This window comes from Enterobacter sp. CGMCC 5087, assembly GCF_003144775.1.
Taxonomy (GTDB): domain Bacteria; phylum Pseudomonadota; class Gammaproteobacteria; order Enterobacterales; family Enterobacteriaceae; genus Enterobacter; species Enterobacter cloacae_M.
Genome location: NZ_QFXN01000069.1, coordinates 1 through 14,425 on the forward strand (window position 1 = coordinate 1; position 14,425 = coordinate 14,425).

The window sequence follows — 14,425 nt, forward strand, 5'->3', positions numbered from 1 at the left end:
CAGCCTATCCGTTTTTAGACGTGAGCTGGCTTCAGGCCATTTTCACCATCATGAGCAGCGCAGGATCCATCGTGTTTGCGAACCTCTCGGTGTTGTTTGCCGTTGGGGTGGCCGTCGGGCTGGCAAAAAGCGATAAGGGCACGGCGGGTCTGGCGGCGCTACTTGCGTTTCTGGTGATGAATGCCACCATCAACGCGCTGCTGATCCTCACCGGCAAACTGGCGCATGAGAACCCGGGCGCCGTGGGGCAGGGTATGACGCTGGGTATTCAGACGCTGGAAACCGGCGTCTTTGGCGGCGTGGTGATTGGGCTGGTGACCTGCACGCTCCATCACCGGTTTAATAAAATTGCGCTTCCGCAGTTCCTCGGGTTCTTTGGCGGCTCGCGCTTTGTTCCCATCGTCAGCTCGCTGGCGGCGATACTCGTCGGCGCACTCATGACCGTGGTCTGGCCGCATTTCCAGAAACTGATTTTTGGTCTCGGTGGGCTGGTGGATGCCACCGGCTATCTGGGCACGCTGCTGTACGGCTTTATCTTACGCATGCTGGGCCCGTTTGGTTTGCACCACATCTTCTATCTGCCGTTCTGGACCACCGCGCTCGGCGGCAGTGAGATTGTTAACGGTCACCTCGTTGAGGGAACACAGCGGATTTTCTTCGCCCAGCTGGCCGACCCGAACACGCAGCATTTCTATGAGGGCACGTCGCGCTTCATGTCCGGGCGCTTTATTACGATGATGTTTGGCCTGCTCGGCGCGTGTCTGGCGATGTACCACACGGCAAAACCGGAGAACAAAAAGCGCGTTGCCGGGCTGCTGCTCTCTGCGGCGCTAACCTCGTTCCTGACCGGGATTACCGAGCCTATCGAGTTTTCCTTCCTGTTTATTGCGCCGGTGCTTTACGTCATTCATGCGCTGTTTGACGGCCTGGCGTTCATGCTCGCACACATGCTGCATATCACCATCGGGCAAACCTTCTCCGGCGGTTTTATCGACTTCGTGCTGTTCGGCATTTTGCAGGGGGAGGCCAAAACCAACTGGATGTTCGTTCCGCTGGTGGGCGTGCCGTGGTTCTTCCTTTACTACTTCACCTTCCGCTATCTGATTAACCGTTTCGATTTTGCCACGCCGGGTCGGGAAAAGGAGGCGATGGTCAGTGAAGCGACCTTCTCGCAGAGCGAGCGCGCCGTTGCGGTGATCGCGGGATTAGGCGGAAAAGAGAATCTGGAAGAGGTGGACTGCTGCGCCACGCGTCTTCGCGTTACGGTGAAGGACGGCAGCAAAGTGAATGACGCGGCGCTGAAAGCCACCGGCGCGCGCGGCGTTATCGTGCGCGGTAACGGTGTTCAGGTCATTTATGGACCGCACGTCACGATTATCAAAAACGAAGTGGAAGAGATCTTATCGTAATGAAAACTGTACTGGATAACCTGAAGGGAAAACTGGTCGTCTCCTGTCAGGCGCTGGAAAATGAACCGCTGCATAGCCCGTTTATTATGTCGCGGATGGCGCTGGCGGCGGCGCAGGGCGGGGCCGCCGCCATTCGTGCCAACAGCGTGGTGGATATCGAGGCCATTAAGCAGCAGGTCTCTTTGCCTGTTATCGGCATCATCAAACGGGATTACCCGGAAAGCGAGGTGTTTATCACCGCCACGATGAAAGAGGTGGATGAGCTCATGGCCGCCTTTCCGGAAATCATTGCGCTTGATGCGACGGCGCGTGAGCGTCCCGGTGGAGAATCCCTGGAAACGCTGGTCACGCGCATTCGCTCGCGCTACCCCTCGGTACTGCTGATGGCGGATATTTCCACCGTGGGCGAAGCCGTGACGGCGCAGGCGCTTGGCTTTGACTGCGTCGGCAGCACGCTTTACGGCTATACGGCGGAAACGGCGGGCCATTCGCTTCCGGAAAATGACTGCGCGTTCCTGAAGGCCGTGCTGGCCGCCGTGACGGTTCCCGTGATTGCCGAAGGCAACGTGGATACGCCTGAACGCGCGGCCAGATGCCTGGCGCTGGGCGCGCATACGGTCGTCGTCGGCGGCGCGATCACCCGTCCACAGCAAATTACCGAGCGTTTTATGGCGGCGATTGGCGCGCAAAGCACCGATGGAGCATGACCATCCGGCGGGGATCTGCGATACTTATCGTTTATCCCCTTTACTGAGATGACTATGCAGTACCCGATTAACGAGATGTTCCAGACCCTGCAAGGCGAGGGTTACTTTACCGGCGTTCCCGCTATTTTCATTCGTTTACAGGGATGCCCGGTTGGCTGTGCCTGGTGTGATACCAAACATACGTGGGATAAGCTCGCAGATCGGGAAGTGTCGCTGTTTAGCATTCTGGCGAAAACCAAAGAGAGCGATAAGTGGGGCGCGGGCAGTTCTGAAGATCTGCTGGCCATTATTGGTCGTCAGGGCTGGACGGCGCGCCACGTCGTGATCACCGGCGGTGAACCCTGCATCCACGATCTGACGCCGCTGACCGAGCTGCTCGAAAAGAACGGCTACAGCTGCCAGATTGAAACCAGCGGCACCCATGAAGTGCGCTGTTCACACACGACCTGGGTGACGGTATCGCCAAAAGTGAATATGCGCGGCGGGTATGACGTGCTGTCTCAGGCGCTGGAACGCGCGGATGAGATTAAGCACCCGGTAGGGCGCGTGCGTGATATTGAAGCGCTGGATGAACTGCTGGCCACGCTGACGGATGAAAAGCAGCGCGTCATTGCGCTACAGCCGATCAGCCAGAAAGACGACGCGACGCGTCTGTGCATTGAAACCTGTATTGCGCGTAACTGGCGCCTGTCGATGCAGACGCACAAGTACCTGAATATTGCATAAAAAAGCCCGGTGGCGCTAGCGCTTACCGGGCCTACGGTTCGAGGCTCTTGTAGGCCGGGTAAGCGTCAGCGCCACCCGGCAAGCATCACTCCCCGCGATAGATACAGCCAGCGGTGCAGGTCTCTTTGATCATCACCGCGCTCAGCAGCGGCACCAGCGGCTTCATCTGATCCCAAATCCACTTCGCCAGCACTTCGCTGGTCGGGTTTTCAAGGCCCGGAATATCATTCAGGTAGTAATGATCCAGACGATCGTAGGTCGGCTTAAACGCCGCCTTCAGCTCGGCAAAATCCATGATCCAACCGGTATGCGGATCAACTTCACCGGTGATCTCAAGACGCACCATGAACGAATGCCCGTGCAGACGGCCGCATTTATGCCCTTCAGGGACATGCGGAAGGTGGTGGGCGGCTTCGAAGGTGAAATCTTTAAACAGTGTGGTGGACATGATCGCTCTCAGTAATGCGGAAAAAACCGCCGCATAGTACCGGAAAGCACAATTTTTAGCATTAACTAAAACGGCTCTGAAGCCAGGTGTCTCGTTAACAGGCGTTTTTTGTGGTTTTTATCGATAATTTTCAGTGGGTTAATTAATCGTTTTTATCGCTAAGTATGACAACTAAAACAGGTTAGTCCATTTGGTTATTTATTATTTCCATCCCTTCTTTAATTGTTATTATCCTCGCCGTTAACCTTATCTTCAGTTTGGATTTATTCGCTTAAAGTCCGCTTGGCTACTGGAACATAACGACGCATGACAACACAGGCCCCACCTTCAAATTTGCTTCCCCTGAACCCGGAGCAACTGGCGCGCCTTCAGGCTGCCACCTCTGATTTTTCTCCCACTCAGCTTGCCTGGGTCTCCGGTTATTTCTGGGGAATGCTCAATCAGCAGCCTGGCGCTGTGGCGGGTGCACCGGCAACGGCCGTTGAAATTCCGGCCATTACCCTGATTTCCGCCTCGCAGACGGGCAATGCGCGTCGCGTGGCCGAAGCGCTGCGTGACGACCTGCTGGCCGCCAAACTGAACGTGAACCTGGTCAACGCCGGGGATTATAAATTTAAGCAAATCGCGTCAGAAAAACTGCTGGTGATGGTCGCCTCTACCCAGGGCGAAGGTGAACCCGCTGAAGAAGCGGTGGCGCTGCACAAGTTCCTGTTCTCGAAAAAAGCACCGAAGCTGGATGGCACGGCGTTTGCCGTATTTGGCCTTGGCGATACCTCGTATGAATTCTTCTGCCAGTCCGGTAAAGACTTCGACAGCAGGCTGGCGGAGCTGGGCGCGGAGCGCCTGCTGGACCGCGTTGACGCGGATGTCGAATACCAGACCGCCGCCGCCGAATGGCGTGCCCGCATCGTTGAAGTGTTGATAGCGCGCGTGCCGAAAGAGACGTCGGCGCAGGCCGCGTTCACCGCGACGGGGGTCGTCAACGACATTCACACCAGCCCGTACACCAAAGAGGCGCCGCTGACGGGGAGCCTGTCGGTGAACCAGAAAATTACTGGCCGCGATTCGGAAAAAGACGTGCGCCATATCGAAATCGATCTCGGCGACTCTGGCCTGCGCTATCAGCCGGGCGACGCGCTGGGTATCTGGTACCAGAACGATCCGGCTCTGGTGAAAGAGCTGGTTGAGCTGCTGTGGCTGAAGGGTGATGAGCCCGTCACCGTTGATGGCAAAACCCAGCCGATTTCAGAGGCGCTGCAGTGGCATTTCGAACTGACGGTGAACACCCCGAATATCGTCGAAAATTATGCCACCTTAACGCGCAGCGAATCCCTGCTGCCGCTGGTGGGCGACAAGGCGAAGCTGCAGCATTACGCCGCGACGACGCCAATTGTCGATATGGTGCGTTTCTCTCCGGCTCAGCTGGATGCCGATGCGCTAATCGGCCTGCTGCGACCGCTGACGCCGCGCCTGTACTCCATCGCCTCTTCGCAGGCCGAAGTGGAGAGTGAAGTGCATATTACCGTCGGCGTGGTGCGCTACGACATCGAAGGCCGCGCCCGCGCGGGTGGGGCTTCTAGCTTCCTGGCGGATCGCGTGGAAGAAGAGGGTGAAGTGCGCGTCTTCATTGAGCACAACGACAACTTCCGCCTTCCGGCGAACCCGGAAACACCGGTCATCATGATTGGCCCGGGCACCGGCATTGCGCCGTTCCGCGCCTTTATGCAGCAGCGCGCGGCAGATGAAGCGCCGGGTAAAAACTGGCTGTTCTTCGGCAACCCGCACTTTACCGAAGATTTCCTCTACCAGGTTGAGTGGCAGCGCTACGTGAAAGAAGGCGTACTGACCCGCATCGATCTGGCCTGGTCCCGCGACCAGAAAGAAAAAGTATACGTACAAGACAAACTGCGCGAACAGGGCGCAGAGCTTTGGCGCTGGATCAATGACGGTGCCCACATTTATGTCTGCGGCGACGCCAATCGCATGGCGAAAGACGTTGAGCAGGCACTGCTGGAAGTGATTGCCGAATTCGGCGGTATGGATGCCGAAACGGCGGATGAATTTTTAAGTGAGCTGCGCGTTGAGCGCCGTTATCAGCGAGATGTCTACTAATGAGCGAAAAACATCCAGGGCCACTGGTGGTCGAAGGTAAACTGACAGACGCCGAGCGCATGAAGCTGGAAAGCAACTATCTGCGCGGCACCATTGCTGAAGATCTGAATGACGGTCTCACCGGCGGCTTCAAAGGCGACAACTTCCTGCTGATCCGCTTCCACGGTATGTACCAGCAGGACGATCGCGACATCCGCGCCGAGCGTGCCGAACAGAAGCTGGAGCCGCGTCATGCGATGCTGCTGCGCTGCCGTCTGCCGGGCGGGGTGATCACCACCAGGCAGTGGCAGGCCATCGACAAGTTTGCCGGTGAAAACACGATTTATGGCAGCATCCGCCTGACCAACCGTCAGACCTTCCAGTTCCACGGCATTCTGAAGAAGAACGTGAAGCCGGTGCATCAGATGCTGCACTCGGTTGGGCTGGACGCCCTGGCGACCGCCAACGACATGAACCGTAACGTGCTTTGCACCTCGAACCCGTATGAGTCCGAGCTGCACGCCGAAGCCTATGAGTGGGCGAAGAAGATCTCTGAGCATCTGCTGCCGCGCACCCGCGCCTATGCGGAGATTTGGCTCGATCAGGAAAAAGTCGCGACCACGGACGAAGAACCGATCCTTGGCCAGACCTATCTGCCGCGTAAGTTTAAAACCACGGTGGTGATCCCGCCGCAGAACGATATCGATCTGCACGCCAACGACATGAACTTCGTGGCGATTGCCGAAAACGGCAAGCTGATTGGCTTTAACCTGCTGGTGGGCGGCGGCCTGTCCATTGAACACGGTAATAAGAAAACCTACGCCCGCACCGCGAGCGAGTTCGGCTTCCTGCCGCTGGAGCACACGCTGGCCGTGGCGGAAGCGGTAGTGACCACCCAGCGCGACTGGGGCAACCGTACCGACCGTAAAAACGCGAAAACCAAATACACCCTGGAGCGCGTGGGCGTGGAGACGTTCAAAGAGGAAGTGGAACGTCGTGCAGGCATCAAGTTTGAGCCGATCCGCCCTTACGAATTCACCGGTCGCGGCGATCGCATTGGCTGGGTGAAGGGTATCGATAATAAATGGCACCTGACGCTGTTTATTGAAAACGGCCGTATTCTGGATTATCCGGGCCGTCCGCTCAAAACCGGTCTGCTGGAAATTGCTAAGATCCATAAAGGCGAATTCCGCATTACCGCTAACCAGAATCTCATTATTGCCGGCGTGCCGGAGAGCCAGAAGGCGAAGATCGAGAAGCTGGCGCGCGACCACGGGTTAATGGATGCGGTTAAGCCGCAGCGTGAAAACTCGATGGCCTGCGTGTCGTTCCCGACCTGCCCGCTGGCGATGGCCGAAGCGGAACGTTTCCTGCCGTCATTCACTGACAAGGTTGAAGCGATTCTGGAAAAACACGGTATTCCGGACGAGCATATTGTTATGCGCGTCACCGGCTGCCCGAACGGCTGCGGTCGCGCGATGCTGGCCGAGCTGGGTCTGGTGGGGAAAGCGCCGGGGCGCTATAACCTGCACCTGGGTGGTAACCGTATCGGCACGCGCATTCCGCGTATGTTCCGCGAGAACATTACCGAGCCGGAAATCCTTGATTCCATCGACGAGCTTGTCGGGCGCTGGGCGAAAGAGCGCGAAGCGGGTGAAGGCTTCGGCGACTTTACGGTGCGTGCGGGCATCATTCGCCCGGTGCTCGATCCCGCAAGGGATTTCTGGGAGTAACCACGAGAGGTAATTATGTCCGTACTCGATCTAAACGCCCTTAACGATCTGCCTAAAGTCGAACGCATTCTGGCGCTGGCAGAAACCAATGCCCACCTTGAAAAGCTGGACGCTGAAGGGCGTGTGGCGTGGGCGCTGGAAAACCTGCCGGGAGACTATGTGCTCTCGTCGAGCTTTGGTATTCAGGCGGCGGTCAGCCTGCATCTGGTGAATCAGATCCGTCCGGACATTCCGGTGATCCTCACCGATACCGGCTACCTGTTCCCGGAAACCTACCAGTTTATTGACGAGCTGACGGACAAGCTCAAGCTGAACCTCAAAGTGTACCGCGCGACGAAAAGCGCGGCCTGGCAGGAGGCGCGCTACGGTAAGCTGTGGGAGCAGGGCGTTGAGGGCATTGAGAAATACAATGAGATCAACAAAGTCGAACCGATGAACCGGGCGCTGAAAGAGCTCAATGCGCAGACGTGGTTTGCGGGCCTGCGTCGCGAGCAGTCCGGCAGTCGTGCAACCTTACCGGTTCTGGCGGTCCAGCGCGGGGTGTTTAAAGTGCTGCCGATTATCGACTGGGATAACCGGACGGTGTATCAGTATCTGCAAAAACACGGGCTGAAGTACCATCCGCTGTGGGACCAGGGCTATCTGTCGGTGGGCGACACCCACACCACGCGCAAATGGGAACCGGGAATGGCGGAAGAAGAGACGCGATTCTTTGGGCTGAAGCGCGAGTGCGGGCTGCATGAAGGGTGATAACCTTTTTGCCCGGTGGCGCTGTGCTTACCGGGCCTACAAAGGCTTATCGAGAGGGGTGGGGTGAGGGCATCAGGCCTTAAAAACCTCAGGCTTTCGCCGCCTTCGCCAGCTCCTTCACCAGCGGCAGCATGACCTTCACCACATCACGACTGCGGTGCTCAATCCGCTGAGGCAGCGCGCTGTCAATGTGCTGCTGATTATCCAGCATCACGTTGTGCCAGCTTGTCCCGTCCGGGAAGGCTTTCGATTTAGCCCGCTGCTGATAGCCATCTTTCTTGCCCAACGCCCAGTTTGTCGCTTCCACGTACAGCACCGGAATGCCCGCCTTATCGAAGACTTCCCCGTCGTTGCAGCAGCCTGTTCCGCGTGGGAAAGCAGGATTCCCGCCCGGATTGGTCGTGGCATAAACGCCATGGCTGCGGGCAATCGCCAGCGCCCGGTCGCGCGTCAGTTTCCGCACGGTACCCGGCGTACTCTGCCCGCTGTTGAAATAAAGTTTATCGCCGACGATCAGGTTATCGAGGTTGATCACCAGCAGCGTATTTTTCTTCTCCTCAGCGCTCATGCGCTTAAGGAGATTCTCAGCCCCGAGTTTGCCCTCTTCTTCACCGCTGGTAGCCACGAAACGAATGCCATACCGGGTTGGAATATCTTTCATCCGCTCGGCCAGTTCGAGCATCACGCCCAGGCCCGCCGCGTTGTCGTCCATGCCCTGCAGCGTCAGCCCGCCGAGGTTGTTATCCGTATCGGCATCGCTCATCGGCGCGTAGGTATCAAGGTGCGCCATAATAATAATCTGTTCAGCCGCGCTACCTTCATGCGCCGCGATAACCGTACTGCCGGTCACGTTATGCCAGTTTTTCGTTTTATTTCGTGAGGTATAGACGTAGCGGCTGTGAAACGACCGGATATCGCTCTGATAGCCCATCCCGGCAAACTGCTGGCGAAGATAGTCCGCGGAGAGCATCTCCGCAGGCGAGCCGGTCATGCGGCCAGGAAAGACGGTGGCGATATGCCGCGCTTGCATAGTGGCGATTTCACCATAAGGTTGGTTTTTTGCCTGGGCAGGAAGAATAAAGCAAACGCCGAGCGCCAGGGCAGCAATACGGTGGCGCGTTGCGGAAAACATAGTGAGTCCTTAAAAACAGAGCAAAATATTAACCCGCCTAGTATGAAACTGTGATCGCCCATACACAATTTGAATTGCTCTTAAATGCCCGATATTTCGCATGTTAAGCACTTTTTGGTATTAGCTTTTTCACGGCGTTATTCCATTGAGTAACTACTCATTCCAATTCGTAATTTCATTCGGTCTAAGCCGCCCCCTATAGTCCCTTTATTCCTCGTTGTTAGTGAGTTGTTGCTTGTGGACTATCTGCCCTTATTTGCCGCGATAAAAGAGAAGCCGGTGCTGGTTGTAGGCACGGGTGAAATTGCCGATCGCAAAATCGCGTTTTTGCAGCGCGCAGGGGCGCAGGTGCGGGTAGTGGCAGAAGCGGATTTTGACGAATCACAAATCGATACCGTAGTGCTGGTGATTGCAGCGACCGAAGATCGCGACCTGAACCGGCGGATTTCCGACGCCGCTCAGGCCCGTTACCGCCTGGTGAACGTGGTGGACGACCAGCCGTTATGCTCGTTTATCTTCCCGTCGATCGTTGACCGTTCTCCGCTGCTGGTGGCGATCTCCTCCGGCGGTACCGCACCGGTGCTGGCGCGCGTGCTGCGTGAAAAAATCGAAGCGCTGTTGCCGACCAGCCTCGGGCGCATGGCGGAAAAAGCCAGCTTCTGGCGCAACCACCTTAAAACGCGCCTGACCAGCGTAACGGAACGCCGTCGCTTCTGGGAACGCGTGTTTCGCGGCCGCTTTGCCAGCCTGATGCATGCCGGTAATGAGACGGCGGCGCAGAAAATCCTCGAGGACGAACTGGATAACCCCGGCAGCACGGGCGGGGAGATCATTCTGGTGGGGGCAGGGCCGGGCGATGCCGGGCTCCTGACGCTGCGCGGCCTGCAGGTGCTGCAGGACGCGGACGTGGTGTTCTACGACCATCTGGTCACCGACGGCGTGCGCGAGCTGATCCGTCGCGACGCGGAGCAAATCTGCGTCGGCAAACGGGCTGGCGAGCACTCGGTGCCGCAGCACGACACTAACCAGATGCTGGTTGACGCCGCCAAAGCGGGTAAAACCGTGGTGCGCCTGAAAGGGGGCGATCCGTTTATCTTCGGCCGCGGCGGCGAAGAGCTGCAGGCGGCAGCCGAAGCGGGCATACCGTTCCAGGTGGTGCCCGGTATCACGGCGGCCTCTGCGGTAACGGCCTACGCCGGTATTCCATTGACCCACCGCGATTACGCCCAGAGCGTGACCTTTGTGACCGGCCACTACAAGGCCGACAGCACGCCGTTCGACTGGTCGCATCTCGCCCAGAGCCGCCAGACGCTGGCGATCTACATGGGCACGATGAAGGCCGCGGACATCAGCGAACAGCTTATTCAGCACGGTCGCGAGGCGACGACGCCCGTTGCCGTCATTTCTCGCGGCACGCGCGTCGATCAGCACGTTGCGACGGGCACGCTGGAACATCTTGCAACCCTGGCGAAAGACGCCCCGATGCCCGCCCTGATCGTGGTGGGTGAAGTGGTGCAGCTGCACAGCACGCTCGCCTGGTTCCAACACACAACCGATACAGAAGGCTTTGGTTCTTCTGTCGTAAATTTGGCTTAAGGAACGGTTATGGACCAAAAACGTCTTACACACCTGCGGCAGCTCGAAGCGGAGAGTATCCATATCATCCGCGAAGTGGCCGCCGAGTTTTCTAACCCGGTGATGATGTACTCCATCGGTAAAGATTCCAGCGTCATGCTGCATCTGGCGCGTAAAGCGTTTTATCCGGGCACGCTGCCGTTCCCGCTGCTGCACGTGGATACCGGCTGGAAATTCCGCGAAATGTACGAGTTCCGCGACCGTACCGCGAAGGCCTACGGCTGCGAGCTGCTGGTGCACAAAAACCCGGAAGGGGTGGCTATGGGCATTAATCCGTTCGTGCACGGCAGCGCCAAGCACACCGATATCATGAAAACCGAAGGGCTGAAGCAGGCGCTGAACAAATACGGTTTTGACGCGGCCTTCGGCGGCGCGCGCCGTGACGAGGAGAAATCCCGCGCCAAAGAGCGTATCTACTCCTTCCGCGACCGCTTCCACCGCTGGGATCCGAAAAACCAGCGTCCGGAGCTGTGGCACAACTACAACGGTCAGATCAACAAAGGCGAAAGCATTCGCGTCTTCCCGCTCTCCAACTGGACCGAGCTGGATATCTGGCAGTACATCTATCTGGAAAACATCGAGATCGTTCCGCTGTACCTGGCCGCCGAGCGCCCGGTGCTGGAGCGCGACGGCATGCTGATGATGATCGATGACGATCGCATCGACCTGCAGCCGGGTGAAGTGATCAAAAAACAGATGGTCCGTTTCCGTACCCTCGGCTGCTGGCCGCTGACCGGCGCGGTGGAATCCAGCGCGCAGACGCTGCCGGAGATCATCGAAGAGATGCTGGTGTCCACCACCAGCGAGCGACAGGGGCGCGTGATTGACCGCGACCAGGCAGGCTCCATGGAGCTGAAGAAACGTCAGGGTTATTTCTAAGGAGCCGCCATGAACACCACTATTGCTCAACAAATTGCCAACGAAGGCGGCGTGGAAGCGTATCTGCACGCGCAACAACACAAAAGCCTGCTGCGTTTTCTGACCTGCGGCAGCGTGGATGACGGGAAAAGTACCCTGATTGGCCGCCTGCTGCACGACACGCGCCAGATTTATGAAGATCAGCTCTCTTCCCTGCATAACGACAGTAAACGTCACGGCACTCAGGGTGAAAAACTCGACCTGGCCCTGCTGGTGGACGGCCTGCAGGCGGAGCGCGAGCAGGGCATCACCATCGACGTGGCCTACCGCTACTTCTCTACCGAGAAGCGCAAATTTATTATCGCTGACACCCCGGGGCACGAGCAGTACACACGCAACATGGCGACCGGCGCGTCCACCTGCGACCTGGCGATCCTGCTGATGGACGCGCGTAAAGGCGTGCTGGATCAGACCCGTCGTCACAGCTTTATCTCGACGCTGCTGGGGATCAAACACCTGGTGGTGGCGGTCAACAAGATGGATCTGGTCAACTTCAGCGAAGAGAAGTTCGATGAGATCCGCCAGAGCTACCTGACCTTTGCCGAACAGCTGCCGGGCAACCTGGATATTCGCTTTGTGCCGCTCTCGGCGCTGGAAGGGGATAACGTCGCCTCCCAGAGCGCGAACATGCCGTGGTACAGCGGTCCGACGCTGCTGGAAGTGCTGGAAACCGTTGAAATTCAGCGCGTGGTCGATACCCAGCCGATGCGCTTCCCGGTGCAGTACGTGAACCGTCCAAACCTCGATTTCCGCGGTTTCTCAGGCACCCTGGCGTCAGGCTCCGTGAAGGTAGGTCAGCGCGTCAAGGTGCTGCCATCCGGCGTGGAATCGACTATCGCCCGCATCGTCACCTTCGACGGTGACCTGCAGGAAGCGGGCGCCGGTGAAGCCGTAACGCTGGTGCTGAAAGACGAAATTGATATCAGCCGCGGCGACCTGCTGGTCGACGCGCAGGAAACGCTGGCGGCAGTGCAGGGGGCTTCCGTGGACGTGGTCTGGATGGCCGAACAGCCGCTGACCGCAGGCCAAAGCTATGACATCAAAATTGCCGGCAAGAAAACCCGCGCCCGCGTGGACGGTATTCAGTTCCAGGTGGATATCAACAACCTGACCCAGCGTGACGTCACCGAGCTGCCGCTGAACGGCATCGGTCTGGTCGATCTGACCTTCGACGAACCGCTGGTGCTGGATCCGTATCAGCAGAACCCGGTCACGGGAGGTCTTATCTTTATCGACAGGCTGACCAACGTTACCGTCGGGGCCGGTATGGTTCGCGAACCGATTAAACAGGCTGTCGCGACGTCTGAATTCAGCGCCTTCGAGCTGGAACTGAACGCGCTGGTGCGTAAACACTTCCCACACTGGGGCGCACGCGATCTGCTGGGAGGCAAGTAATGGCCGCCCATGATGAGAACGTCGTCTGGCATCCTCATCCGGTGACCGTCGCCCAGCGCGAACAGCTCCACGGTCACCGTGGGGTTGTGCTGTGGTTTACCGGGCTGTCCGGCTCGGGTAAATCGACGGTGGCAGGCGCGCTGGAAGAGGCGTTGCATCAGCAGGGCGTAAGCACGTACCTGCTGGATGGCGATAACGTGCGTCACGGCCTGTGCAGCGATTTAGGGTTTAGCGACGATGACCGCAAAGAGAACATCCGCCGGGTGGGCGAAGTCGCCAGCCTGATGGCTGACGCCGGGCTGGTGGTGCTGACCGCGTTTATCTCCCCGCACCGCGCCGAGCGCCAGATGGTGCGCGAACGCGTGGGCCAGGATCGCTTTATCGAGGTGTTTGTCGATACGCCGCTGGAGATTTGCGAAGCGCGCGACCCGAAAGGGCTGTACAAGAAAGCGCGTGCCGGAGAGCTGCGCAACTTCACCGGAATTGACGCGGTATACGAAGCGCCTGAATCGCCTGAAATTCACCTGGAAGGTCAACAATTGGTAACAAATTTAGTAAGCCAATTATTAGACCTGCTCAGGCGGGACGATATTATCAGATCCTGAGGCGGTATCGTTCGGGAGCTGTCTTCCCGAACGATGAGTCACGGTCACAGGATTAGCTATGCGCAACAGTGAACATTACATCACCACCACCGGGTCGGAGCCGCTAGCGACCGACGACGAAACGACCTGGTCATTTCCTGGGGCCATCATTGGCTTCGTCTCATGGCTGCTGGCGCTTGGCATTCCGTTTCTTATCTACGGCGGCAACACGCTGTTCTTCTTTCTCTACACCTGGCCTTTCTTTCTGGCGTTGATGCCCGTGGCGGTTGTTGTCGGCATTGCGCTGCACTCTCTGCTCAACGGCAAGCTCCTCTACAGCACCGTGGTCACGATTATGACGGTGGTTCTGATGTTTGGTCTGTTATTTTTGTGGCTCATGGGCTAACTTCAGCCATAATTCAAACCGTAACCAACTGTGTAACGATATTGTGCAGGACGATTCTGCGGAAAAAATGTGGTACATTTGCCCGCGATGTTGCGGCATCTCTGTTACCCCGGCGTAGTGCTCTGGGGAAGTCTTGGGATGATGATGCCGTTTTTCAGGGGGCAGGATGGGTAAACTAACGCTGCTGTTGCTGGCTTTGCTAATCTGGCTGCAATATTCGCTGTGGTTCGGTAAGAACGGACTGCACGACTATAGCCGGGTGAGCGATGACGTCGCGGCTCAGCAGGCAACAAACGCCAAACTTAAGGCGCGAAACGATCAACTCTTTGCTGAAATTGATGACCTCAATGGCGGGCAAGAGGCGATTGAGGAACGCGCACGCAATGAACTCAGTATGACTAAGCCGGGCGAAACCTTTTATCGTCTGGTTCCGGATGCGTCTAAACGCAATCAGGGCTCAGCACAAAACAATCGATAATCAGGCCCAGGAT

At 57.7% G+C, this 14,425-nt stretch carries 14 protein-coding genes; 12 read left to right on the top strand and 2 right to left on the bottom strand.

Features of this window, described 5'->3' with window-relative positions; translation table 11 throughout:
- The 3 genes from DEO48_RS06235 to queE form a co-directional block, all read left to right on the top strand.
- Window positions 1–1,409 (top strand): PTS transporter subunit EIIC (locus DEO48_RS06235; RefSeq protein WP_109844655.1); only part of this gene is annotated, 1,409 nt, incomplete at its 5' end.
- The gene (locus DEO48_RS06240; RefSeq protein WP_109844656.1) at window positions 1,409–2,116 is read left to right on the top strand and encodes an N-acetylmannosamine-6-phosphate 2-epimerase; all 708 of its coding nucleotides are present in this window, start codon (window positions 1,409–1,411) and stop codon (window positions 2,114–2,116) included. The genes DEO48_RS06235 and DEO48_RS06240, both read left to right, overlap by 1 nt.
- 54 nt (window positions 2,117–2,170) lie before the next feature.
- The gene (queE, locus tag DEO48_RS06245) at window positions 2,171–2,842 is read left to right on the top strand and encodes a 7-carboxy-7-deazaguanine synthase QueE (protein ID WP_023333236.1); all 672 of its coding nucleotides are present in this window, start codon (window positions 2,171–2,173) and stop codon (window positions 2,840–2,842) included.
- Window positions 2,843–2,927: 85 nt separating this feature from the next.
- Here queE and queD read toward each other — a convergent pair whose 3' ends face one another.
- On the bottom strand, window positions 2,928–3,290 hold the full coding sequence (gene queD / locus DEO48_RS06250) for a 6-carboxytetrahydropterin synthase QueD (protein ID WP_023309002.1): 363 nt from the start codon (window positions 3,288–3,290) through the stop codon (window positions 2,928–2,930).
- A gap of 306 nt (window positions 3,291–3,596) precedes the next feature.
- Here queD and cysJ point away from each other — a divergent pair, with 306 nt between their 5' ends.
- The 3 genes from cysJ to cysH are packed head-to-tail and all read left to right on the top strand — an operon-like array spanning window position 3,597 to window position 7,864.
- Window positions 3,597–5,402, top strand: coding sequence for an NADPH-dependent assimilatory sulfite reductase flavoprotein subunit (gene cysJ / locus DEO48_RS06255; protein WP_109844657.1), 1,806 nt, complete (start codon window positions 3,597–3,599; stop codon window positions 5,400–5,402).
- Window positions 5,402–7,114, top strand: coding sequence for an assimilatory sulfite reductase (NADPH) hemoprotein subunit (gene cysI / locus DEO48_RS06260; RefSeq protein WP_109844658.1), 1,713 nt, complete (start codon window positions 5,402–5,404; stop codon window positions 7,112–7,114). Before cysJ ends, cysI begins: the two co-directional genes overlap by 1 nt.
- Window positions 7,115–7,129: 15 nt before the next feature.
- Entirely contained in the window at window positions 7,130–7,864 is a 735-nt protein-coding gene (gene cysH / locus DEO48_RS06265; protein WP_109844659.1) for a phosphoadenosine phosphosulfate reductase, read from the top strand.
- An 88-nt stretch (window positions 7,865–7,952) separates the two neighbouring features.
- Here cysH and DEO48_RS06270 read toward each other — a convergent pair whose 3' ends face one another.
- Entirely contained in the window at window positions 7,953–8,996 is a 1,044-nt protein-coding gene (locus tag DEO48_RS06270; protein ID WP_109844660.1) for an aminopeptidase, read from the bottom strand.
- A 237-nt stretch (window positions 8,997–9,233) separates the two neighbouring features.
- Between DEO48_RS06270 and cysG the strand changes: the two genes are divergently transcribed.
- The 6 genes from cysG to ftsB all read left to right on the top strand — a co-directional run bounded on the left by cysG (window position 9,234) and on the right by ftsB (window position 14,412).
- Window positions 9,234–10,592, top strand: coding sequence for a siroheme synthase CysG (gene cysG, locus DEO48_RS06275; protein ID WP_023308997.1), 1,359 nt, complete (start codon window positions 9,234–9,236; stop codon window positions 10,590–10,592).
- A gap of 9 nt (window positions 10,593–10,601) precedes the next feature.
- Complete coding sequence (cysD, locus tag DEO48_RS06280) at window positions 10,602–11,510, top strand: sulfate adenylyltransferase subunit CysD (RefSeq protein ID WP_006811770.1); 909 nt, start codon at window positions 10,602–10,604, stop codon at window positions 11,508–11,510.
- A gap of 9 nt (window positions 11,511–11,519) precedes the next feature.
- Window positions 11,520–12,944 (top strand): sulfate adenylyltransferase subunit CysN, encoded by a 1,425-nt coding sequence (gene cysN, locus DEO48_RS06285; RefSeq protein ID WP_109844661.1) that lies wholly within the window; start codon window positions 11,520–11,522, stop codon window positions 12,942–12,944.
- Window positions 12,944–13,549 carry an adenylyl-sulfate kinase gene (cysC, locus tag DEO48_RS06290; RefSeq protein ID WP_010434543.1) on the top strand — a complete coding sequence of 202 codons (606 nt, stop codon included), beginning with the start codon at window positions 12,944–12,946 and terminating at the stop codon, window positions 13,547–13,549. The genes cysN and cysC overlap by 1 nt, the downstream gene beginning before the upstream one ends.
- A 58-nt stretch (window positions 13,550–13,607) precedes the next feature.
- Complete coding sequence (locus tag DEO48_RS06295) at window positions 13,608–13,934, top strand: DUF3561 family protein (protein WP_109844662.1); 327 nt, start codon at window positions 13,608–13,610, stop codon at window positions 13,932–13,934.
- Window positions 13,935–14,100: 166 nt separating this feature from the next.
- Complete coding sequence (gene ftsB, locus DEO48_RS06300) at window positions 14,101–14,412, top strand: cell division protein FtsB (RefSeq protein WP_008499609.1); 312 nt, start codon at window positions 14,101–14,103, stop codon at window positions 14,410–14,412.
- Window positions 14,413–14,425 lie beyond the last annotated feature (13 nt).